Origin of the sequence: Streptomyces sp. GbtcB7, assembly GCF_019091445.1 — a bacterium.
In the GTDB taxonomy this organism is placed as follows: Bacteria; Actinomycetota; Actinomycetes; order Streptomycetales; family Streptomycetaceae; genus Streptomyces; species Streptomyces mirabilis.
In genome coordinates, this window is record NZ_JAGXJM010000022.1 from 165,568 (window position 1) to 185,674 (window position 20,107).

A 20,107-nucleotide genomic window follows, 5' to 3' on the forward strand; every position below is an offset into this window, starting at 1 on the left:
GCGTATGCGGGCAACTGGACAGCGGCTAAAGAAGAATGGGGCGGGGAACGGCCATGATGGGACCAGCACACTCACTCTCGGGAGCCGCGGCCTGGCTCGGCGTCGGAGCGGCAGCGGCCGCCACCGGTCACACGATGCCCTGGCCGGTCCTCCTCGTCGGCGCCCTGATCTGCGCGGGTGCCGCGCTCGCACCCGACCTGGACCACAAGGCGGCGACGATCTCGCGGGCCTTCGGGCCCGTCTCACGGACGCTGTGCGAGATCGTCGACAAGCTCTCGTACGCCGTCTACAAGTCGACCCGCAAGCCGGGCGACCCACGGCGCAATGGCGGCCATCGCACGCTGACGCACACCTGGCTGTGGGCGGTGATGATCGGCGCGGGCACCGCGGTCCTCGCGATCACAGGTGGCCGCTGGGCGGTCCTGGCCATCCTCTTCGTGCACATGGTGCTCGCGATCGAGGGACTGCTGTGGCGGGCCGCCCGCGGCTCCAGCAGCGACGTCCTGGTCTGGCTGCTGGCCGCGACCAGCGCCTGGATCCTCGCCGGAGTCCTGGACAAGCCGGGCAACGGTTCGGACTGGCTGTTCACCGCGCCGGGCCAGGAGTACCTGTGGCTCGGCCTGCCGATCGTCCTGGGCGCCCTGGTGCACGACATAGGCGACGCGCTCACGGTGTCCGGCTGCCCGGTCCTGTGGCCCATCCCGATCGGCCGCAAGCGCTGGTACCCGATCGGCCCGCCCAAGGCGATGCGCTTCCGGGCCGGCAGCTGGGTCGAGCTCAAGGTGCTCATGCCGGTCTTCATGCTGCTCGGCGGAGTGGGCTGCGCGGCGGCGCTCAACGTCATCTGAGCGAGCGCGTCAGCCCCGCAGGCCCCAGGAGGAGCTTCAGCCCCGCACGCCCGAGGAGGAGTGTCAGCTCCTCGGGCCCGAGCGTGGGGGGCAACCCCTCACGCCGTCCCGTCCTTGCCCGCTCCCTGCCCCGCACCCCCGTACCGCCTCTCGAACTGTGCGATCCGGCCCTCCGAGTCCACGGTCCGGGCCTTGCCCGTGTAGAAGGGGTGGCTCTCCGAGGAGATCTCGACGTCGACGACCGGGTAGGTCTCACCGTCGTCCCACTCGATGGTCTGGTCGCTCGTCGCGGTGGACCGGGTGAGGAACGCGTACCCGGCGGCGCGGTCGCGGAAGACGACGGAGTGGTAGTCGGGGTGCTTGTCCTGCTGCATGGGTGCTCCTTGGGGGAGAGGGGCGGGGGCCGGTCAGCCGGACGTGGTGTCCTCGTCGACGATGTGCATCGCGGCCTCCTCGGCCGAGGCCGCGGCCCCGTCGATGCCGACGTCGGTGGCGATCAGACCGCTCTCGTCGTCCTCGTGCGCTCCTTCATTGGGGGCGACGAGACGACCGGAGCGGCTGGCGCCCACTTCGTTGTCCCAGGGTTCGCCGTCGGTGCCCTGGCAGTCGCCGATGCCGTCCCCGTCCGGCTCGGCGACGTCCGGCATCTCCTCAGCGAGGCGCTGGTCCAGGGTCTCGCCCTGTCGGCGCTCCGCGGCGGTCACCCCGGAGTGCTCCACCGCCCACGGCCGCTCCGGTGGGGACCAGCCCCGGTCGAGCGGGTCACCGACACCGTCGGAGAGCAGGGTGTCCTCGGAGTCGAGCAGCCCCGCGTCGTCCTGTACCTCGGATCCGTCGGGCTGGTAGACGTCGTCTCCCCATCCGTCGACGCTGTTCACGGGTACCTCCAGGTGATGCGGGCGAGCCCGATCCCACCGCGCTCGACGGCGGGCGCGCGGGCCACTCGACACAGGCTTCGCCCTTCGCGAACCGGGTGGTTCCCGGGCGTTCCCCGAGCCGGTGCCGATATCCAGCCTTCCACTCCGGTTCGGCACTGCGCAACGCCACACGGTCCGAGGCGGTACGGGCCCGCCCGCGGAGGCAGGTCCCGGGCGCCGGTGCGACCGCTGCCGCACACGAGCCCGGACCGCACCGGCAGGGCATCCTCACCCGTGCCAGGACCTCCACAGCGACGCGTAGGCGCCGTCCGCCGCGACCAGCTCGTCGTGACTGCCCAGCTCACTGATCCGGCCGTTCTCCACGACGGCGATGACGTCCGCGTCGTGGGCGGTGTGCAGCCGGTGGGCGATGGCGACGACGGTGCGTCCGCCGAGGACGCGGGCCAGCGAGCGTTCCAGGTGACGGGCCGCGCGCGGGTCGAGCAGCGAGGTCGCTTCGTCCAGGACCAGGGTGTGCGGATCGGCGAGGACCAGCCGGGCCAGGGCGATCTGCTGGGCCTGGGCCGGGGTGAGCGCGAGCCCGCCCGAGCCGACCTCGGTGTCCAGACCGTCGTCCAGCGCCCGTGCCCAGCCCTCCGCGTCGACCGCCCCCAGCGCCGCCCACAGTTCGGCGTCGACCGCTCCCGTCCTGGCGAGCAGCAGGTTGTCGCGCAGGGAGCCCACGAAGACGTGGTGCTCCTGGTTGACCAGGGCCACGTGGGAGCGGACCGCCTCGGCGGGCATCCGGGACAGTTCGGCACCGCCGAGCGTGACGCGGCCGTCCCGGGGCGCGTAGATCCCGGCCAGCAGCCGGCCAAGGGTGGACTTGCCCGCACCGGACGGTCCGACCAGCGCGAGCCGGGTACCCGGGGCGACCTCCAAGGAGACCTCGCGCAACACGTCCACCCCGGCCCGGTAGCCGAAGCGCACTTCGTCCGCTCGCACGTCCCGCCCGTCCGGGACCATCTCCGGGTCGCCCGCGTCCGGCTCGATGTCCCGGACACCGACCAGCCGGCCCAGCGACACCTGGGCGACCTGCAGCTCGTCGTACCAGCGCAGGATCAGGCCCACCGGATCGACGAGCATCTGCGCGATGAGCGCGCCCGTCGTCAGCTGTCCCACACCGATCCAGCCCTGGAGGACGAAGACCCCGCCGATCATCAGGACCGAGCAGAGGATCACCACGTGTGTGACACCGATGACCGGGAAGAGCACCGTGCGCAGCCAGAGCGTGTAGCGCTCCCAGGCCGTCCACTCCTTGATCCGGCGCTCCGACAGCTCGATGCGGCGCTCGCCCAGGCGGTGCGCCTCGACGGTGTGGCCCGCGTCCACGGTCTCGGCGAGGGCGGCGGCGACGGCGGCGTAACCGGCGGCCTCGGAGCGATAGGCGGACGGTGCGCGCTTGAAGTACCAGCGGCAGCCGATCAGCAGGATGGGCACGGCGACCAGTACGGCGGGGGCGAGCGGCGGCGCGGTCACGGCGAGCCCGCCGAGCAGCAGGGCCACCCACACCACGCCGATGGCGAGCTGCGGTACGGCTTCGCGCATCGCGTTGGCGAGCCGGTCGATGTCCGTGGTGATGCGGGACAGCAGGTCGCCCGTACCGGCCCGCTCGAGGACGCCGGGCGGCAGCCCGACCGACCGTACGAGGAAGTCCTCGCGCAGATCGGCCAGCATCCGCTCGCCGAGCACGGCCCCGCGCAGCCGCACCTCGCGGACGAACACGGCCTGCACGACGAGTGCGATGACGAACAGCACGACGGTGCGCTCCAGATGGAGTTCCCGCGCGTGGTCCGAGACCCGCTCGACGATCGAGCCCAACAGGTAGGGGCCGGCCATCGAGGCCACCACGGCCACCGTGTTGGCGGCGACGAGCAGCAGGAAGGCCCGACGGTGCCGCCGGAAGAGTTCGGTCACGTAGGCGCGTACGGTCGCGGGGGCACCGACGGGCAGGGTGTGCGCCGTCGTCGGGGCCGCCGGGTCGTAGGCCGGTGGGGCCAGGCCGATCATGCGGTCTCCTCGATTTCTTCCAGTTCCTTCAGTACGCCGCCCAGGTCGGCCGCGTCTTCTTCCCGCACGTGGCTTGGTGCGGCCCCGTCCGCTTCCCGCACACCGCTCCGCGCGGCCTCGTCATCGGTCTCCCGGGTCACCACGGCCCGGTACCGCGGCTCACCGCGTACCAGCTCGCGGTGGACGCCGACCGCCGCGACCTCGCCCTCGTGCACCAGGACGACCCGGTCCGCGTGGTCCAGGAGCAGCGGCGAGGAGGTGAGGACGACCGTCGTGCGTCCCGCGCGCAGGGCGCGTACGCCTTCGGCGATCCGGGCCTCGGTGTGCGAGTCGACCGCGGAGGTCGGCTCGTCGAGGACCAGCACTTCGGGGTCCGTGATCAGCGACCGGGCCAGGGCCAGGCGCTGGCGCTGGCCGCCGGAGAGGGAGCGTCCGCGTTCGGTGATGCGGGCCTCCATCGGGTCCCCGGCGTCCAACGACCCCTGGGTGAGCGCGTCCAGGACGTCGCCGCACTGCGCTGCGGTCAGTGCGGCCTCGGCGCTGACAAGACCCGAGGAAGGCACGTCGAGCAGCTCGCGCAGCGAGCCGGACAGCAGCACCGGGTCCTTGTCCTGGACGAGGACGGCCGTACGGGCGGAGTCGAGCGGCAAGTCGTCGAGGGGTACGCCTCCGAGGAGCACCGAGGTGCCCTCCTCCGTGGGGTGGCCACCCAGCCGCGCGGCGAGCACACCCGCCGCGTCCGGGTCGCCGCACACCACGGCGGTGAGCCGCCCGGCGGGCGCGAGCAGCCCGGTCGCGGGGTCGTACAGATCGCCGGCCGGCACCTCGGCCGAGCGCGATCCACCGCTGTCCATGGCCCGTTCCAGGGACAGCACCCGGGCGGCGCGCGTGGCGGACGGGCGGGAGAAGGAGTAGGCCATCGCGATCTCCTCGAAGTGTCGCAATGGGTACGTGAGCAGCATGACCGCGCTGTACACGGTGACGAGTTCGCCGACCGTGATCCGGCCGTCGCGGGCGAGGTGAACGCCGCGCCAGATGACGGCGATCATCAGCAGGCCGGGCAACAGCACCTGGATGGCCGAGATCAGCGACCACATCCGGGCGCTGCGGACGGCCGCGCGGCGGACCTCCTGGGAGGCGCGGCGGTAGCGGTCGAGGAACAGTTCCTCGCCGCCGATGCCGCGCAGCACGCGCAGGCCCGCGACGGTGTCCGAGGCCAGCTCGGTGGCGCGTCCGGCCTTCTCGCGCTGGAAGTCCGCGCGCCGGGTGGCACGGGGCAGCAACGGCAGTACGGCGAGCGCCAGGACGGGCACACCCACCGCGACGAGTACGCCGAGCGCGGGCTGGTAGACGACCAGACCGACACAGACCAGCACGACGGTCAGAGCGGCCGCCGCGAACCGCGACAGGGCCTCCACGAACCAGCCGATCTTCTCGACGTCGCCGGTCGAGACCGCGACGACCTCGCCGGCCGCGACACGTCGCGTCAGGGCGGAGCCCAACTGGGCGGTCTTGTGGGCCAGCAGCTGCTGGACGCGCGCGGCGGCGGTGATCCAGTTGGTGACCGCGGCGCGGTGCAGCATGGTGTCGCCCAGCGCGATGCAGGCGCCGCACAGCGCCAGCAGCCCACCGGTCAGGGCGAGTCGGGTGCCGGAGCGGTCGACGACTGCCTGGACGGCGAGGCCGACGCAGAACGGCAGCCCGGAGACGGCCACGAAGTGCAGCAGTCCCCAGGCAAGGGCCTTGAACTGCCCGCCGAGCTGATTCCGGCCGAGCCACCACAGGAATCGGGGACCCGAGCGCGCGTCCGGCACACCCGGGTCAGGATAGGGAAGGTCTTGAATCTGCATGACGTCCCAGTGGCTCGTGTAAGGGGTGGGGTCAGGGGGTGGGGCCGGGGCGATGCCGTGAAGTTCCGGCGACCGACCGACCGTGGGGGGTCGGCAGCAAACCGTGAAAGGTTCGCGTCACGGTGCGACCGGAGGCAAACGGTTTTTCATCCCAGGACATGGATTCAGGACAGAGAATCGGGACACGCGTTCGGGAGACGGGAGTTGGGTCAGGGGCTCCGCGACAAGGCTGGGACCGCTTCCGACCCATCGAAAGTGTGCCCGGAAAGACAACGCCTGACCGAGAAGTCGGGGGGGGTAGGGGTTATTCGTCCGATACGTGATGCAACGATGGGCCGCATGCGAAAAGACGGTGCGAGGCGTACGGGACTCACGGCTGTGGCGTGCGGTGTCCTCGCTGTGTTCCTGTCGGCCTGTGGTGGTTCGGAAGGGGGGAACGGGGCGGTGAAGGGCCACGGCGGAGCCGGTGCCAAGGGCGAACACGCCCCCGCGCGCAACGTCGATCTGACCCGGATACCGGAGGTCGGCAATCGCCTGCAGGCCCGGATCCCGTCCAACGCCCACCAGGTGGTGGCGGTCTACGGCGAGGGCAGGGACTCCGCCGACTCCACGGTCGTGCTGTACGCGAAGTCCGGTTCCACCTGGGAGGTGCGGCGTTCCTGGCACGCGCACAACGGGACGAAGGGCTGGACCACCGACCATCACGAGGGCGACAAGCGCAGCCCCGTCGGGGTGTTCTCGCTCACCGACGCGGGCGGAGTGCTCGACGACCCGGGCGCCCTGCTCCCGTACGACCACTCGGCGGCTTATCAGGCTCCCCGTGACTGGGCCAGGTCGCACTGGCACGACTTCGACTACGTCGTCGCCATCAACTACAACCGCCGCGTGGGCACCCCGCCGGACAACCCGGACCGCCCCCTGGGTCAGTCGAAGGGCGGCAGCATCTGGCTGCACATGGACCATGGCAGCGGTACGTCCGCGTGTGTCAGCGTGCCCAAGCCGGCCATGGAATACCTTCTGCGGACGCTCGACCCGCATCAGCACCCCGTCATCGTGATGGGGGACAAGGCCGATCTGAAGGTGTAGCGGCCGTGGCCGACCGGGCTGTCCCGCGTGGCGCGGTGACCGAGTGCCCATTGCGGGGCGGGCCGACTCCCCCGTAGAACACCGCACATGAGAAGACGGATCGTCATGTCCATGCTCGCCGGAGTGATCCTCTCGGCGAGTACCTTCCTGGGAGCGGGCCCGGCCTCGGCGGCACCGCCGGCGGACGCTGCCCGGCCCGCCGCCACCCCCGCCCGGTCGGCGGATCGGGTCGCCGCCACGCCCCGCGACGCGCCCTCCGAGACACCCGCCGGGACTGCCGCTGCTACGTCCGCCGGTACGCCCGCCGGGACTGCCGCTGATGCGCCCGCCGAGTTCGGCACCGACTGGCACGACCCCCTGACCGCCGCCCCGCCGGTGGCGAAACCGGCCACCAAGTCCTGCGCGGTGACGGTCGCCGAGGCGCAGTTCCGTGACTTCACGCCGTATCGGGGCACGTACACACCGCCGAGCGGCTGCGGAGACCGCTGGAACAAGGTCGTCCTGCGACTCGACGGCAAGGTCAAGGGGCGCCAGTTCGACCGGCTCGGCTATCTGCACATCGGCGGTGTCGAGATCTTCCGTACCTCCACCCCGGAGCCTTCGCCCGACGGCATCGAGTGGTCCGTCGAGAAGGACGTGACCAGGTACAGCGACACGTTCCGGCGCGGCGGCGACGTCGAGATGCTCATCGGGAACGTCGTCGACGACACGTACACCGGAGTCCTCGACGTGAAGGTGACCCTGACCTTCTACGCGCAGGGCGGCGCCGTGAAGTCCGCCGCGACCCCCGACCGTGTCCTCACCCTCCAGGACGGCACCCTCACCACCCCGCGCAACAGCGAGCGCATCGTCGCCGAGGTGTACGCGACCGGCTCCGGCGGCGGCTGCGAGGAGTACTGGTACCTGACGGTGCCCGAACCCGCCCCTTACTCCTGCAAGGCGGACAACGGCCCGTATCGCGAGGTGCAGGTCAAGGTGGACGGCCAACTCGCCGGCATCGCCGAGCCGTTCCCGACCGTGTGGACCGGCGGCTGGTCCAACCCCTTCCTCTGGTACGTGATCCCGGGCCCGCGCGCCTTCGACATCAAGCCGATCGAATACGACCTCACGCCCTACGCCGGTCTCCTCAACGACGGTCGTCCGCACCGGATCGACGTCTCCGTCGTGGGCGTCCCCGCGGGTCAGACCGGCTGGAGCACCCCGGTCAACGTCCTTGTTTGGCAGGACGCGAAGCGCGCGCACGTGAGCGGCGCGCTCACCGAGGTCAGGGCGGGCGACCTCACCAACTCCTCGACGTACACACCCGGTTCGCGAGAGCGGCTCGACACCGTGGGCGGACACCGGCTGACGACCGCCGGATACGTCGACACCTCGCACGGCCGGGTGTGGACCACCGTGCGCCGCACGCTCGCCAACACCTCCGCGCACCACTGGACCGACGGCGAGAACACGGACGCGCTCAAGGCCACCTGGACCGACGACGAGACGGTCACCGTCGACGGGCGCGGACCGGCCGGCGTGAGGCGCACCCACCGCACGTACACCATGGACGGCACCACGACGCTCGCCGCGGACGACCGGTTGCGGACCGTCCTGACGCTCGGCGACCGGGCCGCGGTCGACGAGACGCGCGGCGGCCGGCGCACCACGTGGTCCCGGCTCGACGACACGTACGCGGGAGACGCGACGTATACCGCGAACGTGCCCCGCGACCAACGGCATGCGGTCGGTACGACGAGCGAGCGCTACCGGCTGTACGGCTCGAACGGCTGCTACGACCGCGTTCTGGTCACCGTGCAGGGAGTGTTGACGCGGGACCGCAGCGACTGCTGAGCCTGCCGGGGCCCCGGGCGGGGAACGGGACGTCTGTTCCAGGATTTACATGGACGTGACACAGAGGTATCCGGCGGCACCGGCAACTCCTCAATAGTGATCGCTGCGGAAGGAAGTTTCCGCATACCAGAAGTCCCCTCGGAGGAGTGCCCGTGCCGCCGTCTGTACCGTCCCCGCGACGCGTCGCACGCATACTGCGTACCTCACTGTTCGCGCAGGTCGCCTGCGCACTCGTACTCGGAATCGTCGTCGGAAGGTTGTGGCCGGACACGGCCGCGACCTTCCAGCCGCTCGGCGACGGTTTCGTACGCCTCATCAAGGCGGTCATCTCACCGCTCGTGTTCTGTGTCGTGGTCGTCGGCATCACCAAGGCCGGTGACCTGAAGGCCTTCGGCCGGATCGGGCTCAAGGCCCTGATCTGGTTCGAGGTCGCGTCCACCGCCGCGCTGCTCCTCGGGCTGATCGCGGCGAACGTCGTCGGCCCGGGCTCGGGCATGCACGCCGACCCCTCGAAGCTCGACGCCTCGGCCGTCGACGGCAAGACCGGCGGCGGCTCGCTCCCGTCGACCGGCGAGTTCATCCTGAACGCGCTGCCGCAGAGCGCGGTCGGGGCCTTCGCCGAGAACTCCCTGCTCCAAGTCCTCGTCCTCGCCTGCCTGGTGGGCGCGGCACTGCTCCACCTCGGCAACTCCAAGGTGCCCAAGGTGCTGCCCGCCATCGAGCAGGTCCAGGACGTCGTCTTCGCGATCGTAGGCTTCATCATGAAGCTGGCCCCGCTCGCGGTGTTCGGCGCGATGGTCCACCTGGTGGGGGAGTACGGGCTCGGCGTCATCAAGACGTACGGCAAGCTGATCGTCCTGTGCTACGCGGTCGCGCTGCTGTTCCTCGCGCTGCTCGCCGTCGCTCTGAAGGCGGTCACGGGGCTCAGCCTCTGGAAGTTCGTCCGTTACACCCGCGAGGAGATGCTGCTCGCGCTCGGTACCGCCTCCAGCGAGACCGTCATGCCGCGCATGATGCAGAAGCTACGCCAGGCGGGCTGCCGCGACGACGCCGTGGGCCTGGTCCTGCCCACCGGCTACTCCTTCAACCTCGACGGCGCCTCGATCTACCTGTCGATCGGTACGTTGTTCATCGCGCAGGCGGTGGGTGTGGATCTGAGCCTGGGCCAGCAGATCACTGTCGTCCTCGTTCTCATGCTGACCAGCAAGGGCATGGCGGGTGTGCCGGGTTCCGCCTTCCTCGCCCTGTCGGCGACGGCCTCCTCGCTCGGTGTCATCCCCGCCGGAGCCGTCGCCCTCCTCCTCGGCGTGGACCGCATCATGGACTCCATGCGCGTCGCGACCAACCTCCTCGGCAACTGCGTCGCCGTCTTCGCGGTCTCCCGCTGGGAGGGCGCGCTCGACACGGAGCGGGCGAAGAAGATGCTGGACGGCGAGATCGCCTTCGTGGAGGAGGACGACGAGCCGCGGACGCCGGAGTCGCCGACGGAAGAACCGGGGCCCGAGTCGACCAGGGCGGAAGTCCCCGTCCGTTCGACCAAGGCGGAAGTTCCGGCCCAATCGGTCGAGCCGGAAGTCCCCGCCCTGTCGGCCAAGGAACCTGCCCCCGAGGTCGGTTGACCGACCCGGGACGCGTCACCGCCCCGGAGCCCCCGGAACGGGCCGCGCGCCCCCACTCCAGCCGTACGGAGTGGGGGCGCGCGGCCCGTCGCGTTGTCCGCCGCGTGACGAGGCTGCCCGCGGCAACCCCTCAGCAGCGGTGCTCAAGCCTGGGCATGCCGTCCACCAGCGTGTCCAACAGCCCCCCGAGCACCTCGCGCTGCTCGTCCGTCAACGGCGCCAGGATCTCCTCCGCGGCCGACCGGCGCGCGCCGCGCAGCTCGCGCAGCGCCTCGCGCCCCTCGTCCGTGACCTCGATCCGGATCACCCTCCGATTGGTGGGATCGGGGACCCGGCGCACCTTCCGGCTCGCCTCCAGGCCGTCGACCAGCGTGGTCACGGCCCGGGGCACCACCTCCAGGCGCTCGGCGAGATCCGCCATGCGCGGCGGTGAGCTGTAGTGCGCGAGCGTGCGCAGCAGCCGGGACTGGGCCGGGGTGATGCCCAGCTCGCGCTGCTCAAGGTGCCGCTTCTGGATGCGGTGCACACGTCGGGTCAGCCGCAGCAACTGCTCGGCGAGCAGGCCGTCGGCATCGGGGGTGGTCATACGGGAACAATATCAGGATGCGGTTCATTGTGAGTATAGGTAACAATGAGCTAAGCTCCGCCAGGCATCGTTTCCCTGCCCTGTGTAACCGTCGTCTCACCTCCCGTAGGAGCCCATGCGTCCCGACCAATCCACCTGGACCCCGTCACCCGCCGAGGGCGAACAGCCGCGGCAGGTGCGCCGCATCCTGAAGCTGTTCCGGCCCTACCGCGGCCGCCTCGCGATCGTCGGCCTGCTGGTCGGCGCCTCGTCCCTCGTCACCGTCGCGACCCCCTTCCTGCTGAAGGAGACCCTGGACGTCGCGATCCCCCAGGGCCGCACCGGTCTGCTGAGCCTGCTCGCGCTCGGCATGATCCTCAGCGCGGTCGTCACCGGCATCTTCGGTGTCCTGCAGACCCTGATCTCCACAACCGTCGGCCAGCGCGTCATGCACGACCTGCGCACCGCCGTCTACGGCCGGCTGCAGCGCATGTCGCTCGCCTTCTTCACCCGGACCCGCACCGGCGAGGTCCAGTCCCGCATCGCCAACGACATCGGTGGCATGCAGGCGACCGTGACCTCCACCGCCACCTCGCTGGTCTCCAACCTCACCAGTGTGGTCGCCACGATCGTCGCGATGGTCGCCCTGGACTGGCGGCTCACCGTGGTCTCGCTGCTCCTGCTGCCGGTCTTCGTGTGGATCAGCCGACGCGTCGGCAACGAACGCAAGAAGATAGCGACCCAACGCCAGAAGCAGATGGCCGCGATGGCCGCCACCGTCACCGAGTCGCTCTCCGTCAGCGGCATCCTGCTCGGCCGCACCATGGGCCGCGGCGATTCGCTCACCAAGGCGTTCGAGGCCGAGTCCGACAGTCTGGTCGACCTCGAGGTGAAGTCGAACATGGCGGGCCGCTGGCGCATGTCCGTCATCGGCATCGTCATGGCCGCCATGCCGGCCGTCATCTACTGGGCCGCGGGCATGGCCCTCCAGTTCGGCGGCCCGTCCGTGTCGATCGGCACGCTCGTCGCCTTCGTCTCGCTCCAGCAGGGTCTGTTCCGGCCGACGGTCAGCCTGCTGTCCACCGGCGTCCAGATCCAGACCTCGCTCGCGCTCTTCCAGCGCATCTTCGAGTACCTCGACCTGCCCATCGACATCACCGAGCCGGAGCGCCCGGTCCATCTCGACCAGGTCAAGGGCGAGATCCGCTTCGAGGACGTCGAGTTCCGCTACGACGACAAGAGCGGCCCGATCCTCGAGGGCATCGACATCACCGTCCCCGCGGGCGGCAGTCTCGCCGTGGTCGGCCCGACCGGCTCCGGCAAGTCCACGCTCAGCTATCTCGTGCCACGGCTGTACGACGTCACGGGCGGCCGCGTCACGCTGGACGGCGTCGACGTACGGGACCTCGACTTCGACACGCTCGCCCGCGGGATCGGTGTCGTCTCCCAGGAGACGTACCTCTTCCACGCCTCGGTCGCGGACAACCTGCGCTTCGCCAGGCCCGACGCCACCGACGAGGAACTGCAGGCGGCGGCCAGGGCGGCCCAGATCCACGACCACATCGCGTCACTGCCCGACGGGTACGACACGGTCGTGGGTGAACGCGGCCACCGGTTCTCCGGCGGCGAGAAGCAGCGCCTCGCCATCGCCCGCACGATCCTGCGGGACCCGCCGGTCCTCATCCTCGACGAGGCGACCAGCGCCCTGGACACCCGCACGGAGTACGCCGTGCAGGAGGCCATCGACGCCCTGTCGGCCAACCGGACCACGCTCACCATCGCGCACCGGCTCTCCACCATCCGTGGCGCCGACCAGATCGTCGTCCTGGACTCCGGCCGTGCGGTCGAACGCGGCACGCACGAGGAGTTGTTGGAGCGGGAGGGGCGCTATGCGGCCCTGGTCCACCGGGACGCTGAACTGGAGCCGACAAGATGACGATATGCCGGGTTTGTAGGCTTTAGCGGGTTACCGTGCCCGCATGCAGATGAACACTCCGCCACGGAGCACGATTCGACTGACGCGCCGGGGCCGGGTCGCCCTCATCGCGACCGGAGCCGTCGTGGCGGCCACCGCCGTGACGGTGCCGCTGCTTACCCTGACCACGGAGGACGGGGAGACGCGGCCCACGTCCCTCGTCATCCCGGAGGGCTGGCGCACTGGCCAGGTCTACGAGGCTGTCGACAAGGCCCTCGCGTTGCCCCTGGGATCCACCAAGAAGTCCTTGGCCAAGGCCAACCTCAAGTTGCCCACCTACGCGGAGGGCAACCCCGAGGGCTACCTCTACCCGGCGACGTACCACATCGACAAGACGGCGACTCCCGAGTCCCTGTTGGCGCTCATGGTGAACACCGCGAACAAGAAGTTCAGCGGCAGCCCCATCACCGCGGGCGCCCAGCGCAACGCGATGAACCTCTATCAGGCGATCACCATCGCGAGCATCATCCAGGCCGAGACCTCCACCAAGGCCGACATGGGCAAGGTGGCCCGGGTCATCTTCAACCGCCTGGAGCGGGGCATGCCGCTGCAGATGGACGCGACCCTCGACTACGCGCTGAACCGCTTCACGCCGACCACGACCACGAACGACACGAAGCTCGAGAGTCCCTACAACTCGTACCAGCGCATGGGGCTGCCGCCCACACCGATCTCCAACCCCGGCCAGGCCGCGATGCGTGCCGCGATCAACCCCACCCCGGGCAACTGGCTGTACTTCGTCACGGTCAAGCCGGGCGACACCCGGTTCACGGCCAGCTACGAGGAGCAGCAGAGGAACGTCGCCGAGTTCAACCGGCTCCGGAGGAGTGCCTCACCCTCGACCTCGAACTCACCCTCGACCTCGAACTCACCCTCGAACTCGATTTCGACCCCGGTTCCGGGCTCGCCGTCCGCCTCGGCCCTGAGCTGAGGCCCGCTGCCCGTTGCGGCACCGCCCACGAGGTCTGCGAGCCGGCCACGGGGCATCAGGCGCCGACGGTCACTCCCGCCAGCAACCGCCTGATGTCCCGTACCGCCGCGCGCCCGGCCCGGTTGGCGCCGATCGTGCTGGCGGAAGGCCCGTACCCGACCAGATGGATCCGGGGATCGGCGAGCGCGCGCGTCCCCTCGACGCGGATGCCGCCGCCCGGCTCGCGCAGCCGCAGTGGCGTCAGATGATCGAGGGCGGCACGAAAGCCGGTCGCCCACAGGATGACGTCCGCGTCGACGTGACGGCCGTCCGCCCACTCGACGCCGTCCGGGGTGATCCGGTCGAACATCGGCTGCCGGTCCAGCACGCCGTCGGCCAGCGCCTGCCGGATCGCGTCGTTCAACGGCAGCCCCGTCACCGACACGACACTCTTGGGCGGCAGCCCCTGCCGGACGCGTTCCTCCACGAGCGCGACGGCCGCGCGCCCCACGTCCTCGGTGAAGGGTCCCTCACGGAAGACGGGCGGCCGCCGTGTCACCCAGGTGGTCGCGGCCGCGTACGGGGCGATCTCCATCAGATGCTGGGTGCCGGACGCGCCGCCGCCCACGACGACCACCCGCTGCCCGGCGAACTCCTCGGGCCCCGGGTACTGCGCCGTGTGCAACTGCCGCCCCCGGAAGGTCTCCTGGCCCGGATAGCGCGGCCAGAACGGCCGGTCCCAGGTACCCGTGGCATTGATCAGCGCCCGCGTCGACCACGTACCGTCGGAGGACTCGACCAGGAGCCGACCGCCGGCACCCTCCCGCACGGCCCGCACGTCCACCGGCCGCCTCACCCGCAGGTCGAAGGTGCGCTCGTAGGTGTCGAAGTACTCCGCGATCACCTCGGAGGACGGCCGCGCCGGGTCGGCGCCCTCCAGCTCCATACCGGGCAGGGAGTGCATCCCGTGCACCTTGCCGTACGTCAGCGACGGCCACCGGAACTGCCAGGCGCCGCCCGGACGCGGTGCGTGATCCAGCACCACGAAGTCCCGTTCCGGCTCGAAACCGCTCCGCCGCAGGTGATAGGCGCTGGACAGTCCCGCCTGCCCAGCGCCTATGACGACGACATCGACCTCGCGGACTTCACGCGCCTGCGCCCCGGTGTTGTTCACGCTTCCACCAACTCGACCGGGGCGCGGGATCTTCCCGAACGGCGAGGCCTGTGAGCCACCCGACGCGCGACCTGTCGGCCGGTAACCAGGAGGGACGGTCCTCAGGAGTCCTTGTAGACGCGGGGCGTGGTGGTGGAGGGGGGCAGGCCGCCGTTGAAACGCGTGTCCACGAAGGCGGCGAAGTCGACCTTGCCCGGGATCAGCTTCAGCTCGGTGAAGGTGTCCGCGATCCGCTGCTCCGACGCGATGAGCGGCTTGTCGACGGCGACCGCGATCCGGCTGGCGTTGGTGCGCTTCACCGAGGCGAGCGCCACCTCGTACGGCAGGCCGGTGTCCTTCGCCCACACCTTGGCCCAGGCGTCCGGATGCCGGTACACCCAGTCCTGGGCGCGCCGCAGCCGCTCCAGGTAGTCCTTGACGGCCGCGGCCTTCTTGGTGTCCTTCAGCGCACTCGGCGCCGCCACCTGGAAGCTGAGCCCGTTGACGACGCCGTCCCCGTCGGCCAGGATCCGGCCCTGCTGGGCATTGAGGACCTGTGAGGTGTACGGGTCCCACACCGCCCACGCGTCCACCTTGCCGCCGGTGAACGCGGCGAGCGCGTCGGCGGGCTGCAGATACTTGACCTTCACATCGCTCAGCTTCAGACCGGCCTCCTTGAGCGAGGCGATCAGCTGGAAGTGCGCGGACGAACCCTGCGCCACCGCGATGGACCTGCCCTTGAGCTCCTCGGGCTTTCGCAGTGACGAGTTCTTCGGTACGAGGATGGCCTCACCCTTGGACGTGCCGTGCCAGGCGGCCACCACCGAGACCTTCGAGCCCGCGCCGGCCGCGAAGACGGGCGGGGTGTTGCCGACGCCGCCGATGTCGACGGCCTTGGCGTTGACGGCCTCCAGAAGGGGCGGCCCGGATGTGAACGTCGACCACTTGATCTTGTAGTCGAGGTTCTTGAGTTCTCCGGCGGCCCGCAGCACCGCCTCGGAACCGCCCTTCTGGTCACCGACGTTGAGCGTGAGGGAACCCTTGCCATCGGTTCCGGCACCGGCGGTGTCGGCGGCCGAGTTCCCGCCGCAGGCGGCCAGGAGCAGGGTCAGAGGGAGGAGCAGAGCGGCGGGGACGAGGTGTCGGCGCATGACGATTCCGTTCGATTGGTTCAGGTGAGGTGAGGTGAGGGTGAGGCGATGGCGAAGGGCGACTGGTGGGGGTAGGAGGAGCTCAGGCGACGGTGTCCACGCCCAGGCGCTCCAGGAGGCCGGCACGCAGTTCGGCGAAGCGGGGGTCGGCGATGTCGCGCGGGCGGTCCAGGTCGACCTGGGTCTCGTACGCGATGACACCGCCGTCCATGACGAGGACCCGGTCGGCGAGCAGCACGGCCTCCTCGACGTCGTGCGTGACCAGCAGCACGGCACAGCCGCGGCGCCGCCACAGTTCGCCGACCAGCCGCTGTGCCTTGATGCGGGTGAGGGCGTCCAGCGCGCCGAACGGCTCGTCGAGCAGCAGCAGATCGGGTTCGCGGACCAACGCACGGGCCAGCGAGGCGCGTTGGGCCTCGCCACCGGAGAGCGTCTTGGGCCAGGCGTTCGCGCGGTGGGTGAGTCCGACCTCGGTCAACGCCTGCTCGGCGACGGCGCGTTCGGGCCTGCCGGGCAGCCCCAGCAGGACGTTGCGCCACACCTTCTTCCACGGCATCAGCCGGGGCGCCTGGAACGCGACGGCCTTGCGCCGCGGGACGAGCACGGTGCCCTCGATGTCACGGTCGAGCCCGGCGAGAATGCGCAGCAGCGTGGACTTGCCGCAGCCGCTGCGGCCGAGCAGGGCCACGAACTCGCCCGGACGCATGTCGAGTTGGAGGTCGTCGATGACGGCGCGCCCGTCGAAGGAACGGGTGAGCCCCTGCACGCGTACGGCGGAGGCCTGGGTGATCGGGTGTTGCCGGCCGGTCGCGGTCTTCTGCTGGGCGGTGGCGCCCTTCTGGAGGGTCACCGGCCCGTGAACGTCGGTCGCCATTGCAGCAACAGCCTTTCGAGGGAGCGGACGACGAAGTCGGCGAGCAGGCCGAGGAAGGCGTAGACGATCAGGCAGACCACGATCACATCGGTCCGCAGGAAGTCACGGGCCTGCACCATGAGGAAACCGATCCCGGCGTCAGCGTTGATCTGCTCGGCGAAGACGAGCGCGAGCCAGGCGATACCGAGGGAGTAGCGAAGCCCGGTCATCGCCCCGGGCAGCGCGCCCGGCAGCACGACATGCCGCACGAGCCCCCACCGCGAGAGTCCGAGGGACTCCCCGGCCTCGATGAGCTGGGAATCGACGCCGCGGATACCGGCGTACACGTTCAGATAGAGGGGGAAGGACACCCCCAGCGTGATGATCGCGATCTTCGGGGCCTCGCCGATCCCGAACCAGATGATGAACAGCGGGATCAGTCCCACGAAGGGCACCGTCCGCAGCATCTGGACGCTCGCGTCCACGAGGTCTTCGCCGACCCGGAAGAGCCCGGAGACGAGGGCGAGTCCGGTACCGACGAGGGTTCCGAGCAACAGCCCCACCGCGACGCGCTGCAAGGAGACGCCCATCGCGTCGGGCAGTGAACCGTCGGCGACCAGATTGCCGCCGACCCGCGCGATGGTGCCCGGCGAGGCGAGGATGTCGGAGGTCAACACCCCTGTGCTGCTGAGGAGTTGCCACAGCGCGAGCAGCAGGAGCGGGCCGGAGGTGCGGCGCAGCCAGCGGGGCACGCGGGTGCGGCGGGTGGAGAGGGGGACGATCGGAACGAGCTCGGGTGGCGCCGGCTGGGCCGCGCCACTCTTGGAGATGTCCGATATATCGGGCTCGGAGGGGGTGGGCGGGGCATGGCTGATGCTCATGAGTGCTCCACGGGGAGGAGAGCGGCCGGAGAGGAATACGCCATGGCTCCGCCGCGTCAGCGGCTCAGTCAGAGCCGCGACGTGCGGGTGGAGCGGAGCGGGGGCGTGGTGGAACGGGGGAGTGAAAGGGCGTCAGCGGCCGCGGCGACACGCGGCGGAGGCCACCCGCAGCAGGTCGATGTGACCGCGCGTGGTGAGCATGGCTGAACGCAACATGCGGGTGAAAGTAGCCAGGTGGTCCATGCCCGGTCAATGGTGTCTCGCGGAATGGAACGCGTGTACAGCGGAAGGGGACGCCTGTACAAGGGTGCGGGCTGTCGGTCGTGTCCGGAAACCCGCGGGCGGGTGAGAATCAGGTCATGCCCGATGCCTTCACCACCCGAGTCCTGAACGTCAACACCGGTTCGGCGGAGACGGTCGTCGACCTCACCCGCGACTGCGAGGCCTTCCTCCGAGAGGCGGCGGCAGGCCGCGACGGCCTCCTGAATGTCTTCGTGCCCCACGCCACCGCCGGTGTCGCGATCATCGAAACCGGCGCCGGAAGCGACGACGACCTCCTCGCCGCGCTGCACTCCCTGCTGCCCGCGGACGACCGCTGGCAGCACCGCCACGGCAGTCCCGGGCACGGCCGTGACCACGTACTCCCCGCCGTCGTCCCGCCCCACGCGACGCTTCCGGTGCTGGGCGGGAGGCTGGAACTGGGGACGTGGCAGTCGGTGTGCCTGGTGGACACGAACCGGGACAATCCTGTGCGAAAGGTGCGTTTGAGCTTTCTTGGGGGTTGAGTCTTCTTGGGGGTTCATGATCCGGCGGCGACCGCGCCCGTGGGGGACGGGGGTACGGTGGTGGTACCGAGCGCACCTCGCATGCCGTCATCCGTTTCGGCGTCGTTCTCGGGGAACGGCAAGGTCTGGGCCCATGTGGTCCGGCCGGAAATGAGCCGCCCCATGCCTTCTGGCCAGCGCAATTGCGCCGTCTTCCGTATTCCGTCCCGCGCCCAGCGTTAGCGGACTCCTTGGTTCTCACGCTGTTTCCGAGGCCCTCCGGCACCTCGCTTCACACACCCGCGATGAACAAGAGTCACATGACAAGGAAGCGCATGAGCCTGATGAGCCTGGGAGTGCTTGCCTCCTCCCGCAAGGAGAACGAGTTCCGGTTGCCGTTGCACCCCGGCCACCTCGACCGGATCGCCCCGGACGTACGCGAAAGGATCTTCCTCGAAGAGGGCTACGGCCGGCGGTTCGGCGTCGGCGACGACGCTCTGCGACCACTCGTGGGAGGTCTGCGCTCCCGAGAGCGGCTCCTCGCCGAGTGCGATGTGCTGCTGCTGCCCAAACCGATGCACGACGACATCGCCGAGCTGCGCGAGGGCCAAGTGCTGTGGGGATGGCCGCACTGTGTGCAGGACGAGAAGATGACCCAGATCGGCATCGACCAGAAACTGACTCTCGTCGCCTGGGAGGCCATGAACCACTGGACGTCCACGGGTGCCTTCAGCGTCCATGTGTTCCACAAGAACAACGAACTCGCGGGCTACTGCTCGGTGCTGCACGCCCTGCAACTCGGTGGGCTGACAGGTAGCTATGGCCGCCGCATGCGTGCGGTGGTCATCAGCTTCGGCGCCACGGCGCGCGGAGCGGTCACCGGCCTCGGCGCCATGGGCGTCTCCGACGTCACGGTGCTCACCCAACGCGCCGCGGCGGCCGTGGCCTCGCCGATGCCGTCGGTCGTGATGGGCCACTTCGAGGAGCAGGAGGACGATCCGTCCCGGCTTCGGGCCCTCACCGCGGCCGGTCCCGTGCCGCTCGCGGAGTACCTGGCCGGGTTCGACATCATCGTCAACTGCATCCGGCAGGACACCGACGCGCCGCTGATGTTCGTCACCGACGAGGAACTCGCCCTGTTCCGGCCGGGCACCTTCTTCATCGACGTCGCCTGTGACGCGGGCATGGGCTTCGAATGGGCCCGTCCGACCACCTTCGGCGAGCCCATGCCCTCGGTGGGGCCGGGCTGCCACTATTACGCGGTGGATCACAGCCCGTCCCATCTGTGGAACTCGGCCACATGGGAGATCAGCGAGGCGCTCCTTCCCTATCTCCGCAAGGTCATGAGCGGTCCCGTTGCCTGGGACGCCGACGCCACGGTCAGAAACGCCATCGAGATTCGCGACGGCGTGATCCAGAACCCGAAGATCCTCTCCTTCCAGCACCGGTCGGCCGCGTATCCCCACGACCTCGAGGTCCCGGCGCCGCGCCCCGCTGCTCAGGTGGCCTGACGACGCCTGGGAGAGCCCGCGCGGCAGGCCTGCGTGGGCTCGCCCGGCCGGCCCTGCCGGTCGATAATGGTACTTTTCGTGTCCGGACGCGCGCGCCGTGCTAAAGTTGACGCCAGTTGTGGTTCCCGTAAACTCAAGTGCCTTTGATGACTTTATGTCGTCGGGCATTTTTGCATTTCGC

17 protein-coding genes and 1 pseudogene are annotated in these 20,107 nt (G+C 70.1%); 8 read left to right on the plus strand and 10 right to left on the minus strand.

Annotated features, from left to right (window positions below; genetic code table 11):
• Positions 1-53: 53 nt before the first annotated feature.
• Positions 54-848 carry a metal-dependent hydrolase gene (locus tag KVT44_RS32440; protein WP_067372608.1) on the plus strand — a complete coding sequence of 265 codons (795 nt, stop codon included), beginning with the start codon at positions 54-56 and terminating at the stop codon, positions 846-848.
• A gap of 98 nt (positions 849-946) precedes the next feature.
• Here the strand turns inward: KVT44_RS32440 and KVT44_RS32445 are convergent, their stop codons facing one another.
• The 4 genes from KVT44_RS32445 to KVT44_RS32460 form a co-directional block, all read right to left on the minus strand.
• Positions 947-1,222 carry a type B 50S ribosomal protein L31 gene (locus tag KVT44_RS32445; protein WP_054228904.1) on the minus strand — a complete coding sequence of 92 codons (276 nt, stop codon included), beginning with the start codon at positions 1,220-1,222 and terminating at the stop codon, positions 947-949.
• Positions 1,223-1,255: 33 nt separating this feature from the next.
• Positions 1,256-1,726, minus strand: coding sequence for a DUF5709 domain-containing protein (locus KVT44_RS32450; protein ID WP_217570730.1), 471 nt, complete (start codon positions 1,724-1,726; stop codon positions 1,256-1,258).
• Between the two features lie 267 nt (positions 1,727-1,993).
• Entirely contained in the window at positions 1,994-3,775 is a 1,782-nt protein-coding gene (locus KVT44_RS32455) for an ABC transporter ATP-binding protein (protein ID WP_217570732.1), read from the minus strand.
• Positions 3,772-5,625 carry an ABC transporter ATP-binding protein gene (locus KVT44_RS32460; RefSeq protein ID WP_217570734.1) on the minus strand — a complete coding sequence of 618 codons (1,854 nt, stop codon included), beginning with the start codon at positions 5,623-5,625 and terminating at the stop codon, positions 3,772-3,774. Before KVT44_RS32460 ends, KVT44_RS32455 begins: the two co-directional genes overlap by 4 nt.
• A 339-nt stretch (positions 5,626-5,964) precedes the next feature.
• Between KVT44_RS32460 and KVT44_RS32465 the strand changes: the two genes are divergently transcribed.
• The 3 genes and pseudogenes from KVT44_RS32465 to KVT44_RS32475 all read left to right on the plus strand — a co-directional run bounded on the left by KVT44_RS32465 (position 5,965) and on the right by KVT44_RS32475 (position 10,163).
• On the plus strand, positions 5,965-6,711 hold the full coding sequence (locus tag KVT44_RS32465) for a hypothetical protein (RefSeq protein ID WP_099924118.1): 747 nt from the start codon (positions 5,965-5,967) through the stop codon (positions 6,709-6,711).
• A gap of 312 nt (positions 6,712-7,023) precedes the next feature.
• A pseudogene (locus KVT44_RS32470) lies at positions 7,024-8,544 on the plus strand (peptide-N4-asparagine amidase); the annotation flags it as partial.
• Positions 8,545-8,696: 152 nt separating this feature from the next.
• Complete coding sequence (locus KVT44_RS32475) at positions 8,697-10,163, plus strand: cation:dicarboxylase symporter family transporter (protein WP_099925845.1); 1,467 nt, start codon at positions 8,697-8,699, stop codon at positions 10,161-10,163.
• 130 nt (positions 10,164-10,293) lie between these two features.
• On the opposite strand, the gene KVT44_RS32480 is transcribed toward KVT44_RS32475, so the two are convergent.
• Positions 10,294-10,749 carry a MarR family winged helix-turn-helix transcriptional regulator gene (locus KVT44_RS32480; protein ID WP_060895164.1) on the minus strand — a complete coding sequence of 152 codons (456 nt, stop codon included), beginning with the start codon at positions 10,747-10,749 and terminating at the stop codon, positions 10,294-10,296.
• 115 nt (positions 10,750-10,864) lie between these two features.
• On the opposite strand from KVT44_RS32480, the gene KVT44_RS32485 reads away from it, so the two are divergent.
• Positions 10,865-12,664, plus strand: coding sequence for an ABC transporter ATP-binding protein (locus tag KVT44_RS32485; RefSeq protein WP_060895163.1), 1,800 nt, complete (start codon positions 10,865-10,867; stop codon positions 12,662-12,664).
• Between the two features lie 43 nt (positions 12,665-12,707).
• A complete protein-coding gene (mltG, locus tag KVT44_RS32490; RefSeq protein WP_217570736.1) occupies positions 12,708-13,634 on the plus strand; it encodes an endolytic transglycosylase MltG in 927 nt (308 codons plus the stop codon).
• A 55-nt stretch (positions 13,635-13,689) separates the two neighbouring features.
• Here mltG and KVT44_RS32495 read toward each other — a convergent pair whose 3' ends face one another.
• The 5 genes from KVT44_RS32495 to KVT44_RS61110 all read right to left on the minus strand — a co-directional run bounded on the left by KVT44_RS32495 (position 13,690) and on the right by KVT44_RS61110 (position 17,894).
• Positions 13,690-14,787 (minus strand): NAD(P)-binding domain-containing protein, encoded by a 1,098-nt coding sequence (locus KVT44_RS32495; protein ID WP_217570738.1) that lies wholly within the window; start codon positions 14,785-14,787, stop codon positions 13,690-13,692.
• A 101-nt stretch (positions 14,788-14,888) separates the two neighbouring features.
• On the minus strand, positions 14,889-15,917 hold the full coding sequence (locus tag KVT44_RS32500) for an ABC transporter substrate-binding protein (RefSeq protein ID WP_217570740.1): 1,029 nt from the start codon (positions 15,915-15,917) through the stop codon (positions 14,889-14,891).
• Positions 15,918-15,999: 82 nt separating this feature from the next.
• Positions 16,000-16,791 (minus strand): ABC transporter ATP-binding protein, encoded by a 792-nt coding sequence (locus tag KVT44_RS32505; protein WP_217570742.1) that lies wholly within the window; start codon positions 16,789-16,791, stop codon positions 16,000-16,002.
• The gene (locus tag KVT44_RS32510) at positions 16,764-17,651 is read right to left on the minus strand and encodes an ABC transporter permease (protein WP_217570745.1); all 888 of its coding nucleotides are present in this window, start codon (positions 17,649-17,651) and stop codon (positions 16,764-16,766) included. Before KVT44_RS32510 ends, KVT44_RS32505 begins: the two co-directional genes overlap by 28 nt.
• 132 nt (positions 17,652-17,783) lie before the next feature.
• Positions 17,784-17,894, minus strand: coding sequence for a putative leader peptide (locus KVT44_RS61110; protein WP_352046812.1), 111 nt, complete (start codon positions 17,892-17,894; stop codon positions 17,784-17,786).
• Positions 17,895-18,010: 116 nt separating this feature from the next.
• On the opposite strand from KVT44_RS61110, the gene KVT44_RS32515 reads away from it, so the two are divergent.
• The gene (locus KVT44_RS32515; RefSeq protein WP_075025445.1) at positions 18,011-18,436 is read left to right on the plus strand and encodes a YjbQ family protein; all 426 of its coding nucleotides are present in this window, start codon (positions 18,011-18,013) and stop codon (positions 18,434-18,436) included.
• Between the two features lie 314 nt (positions 18,437-18,750).
• Positions 18,751-19,926: a N(5)-(carboxyethyl)ornithine synthase gene (locus tag KVT44_RS32520; protein WP_190169200.1), complete on the plus strand. Its 1,176-nt coding sequence runs from the start codon at positions 18,751-18,753 to the stop codon at positions 19,924-19,926.
• Positions 19,927-20,107: the final 181 nt, after the last annotated feature.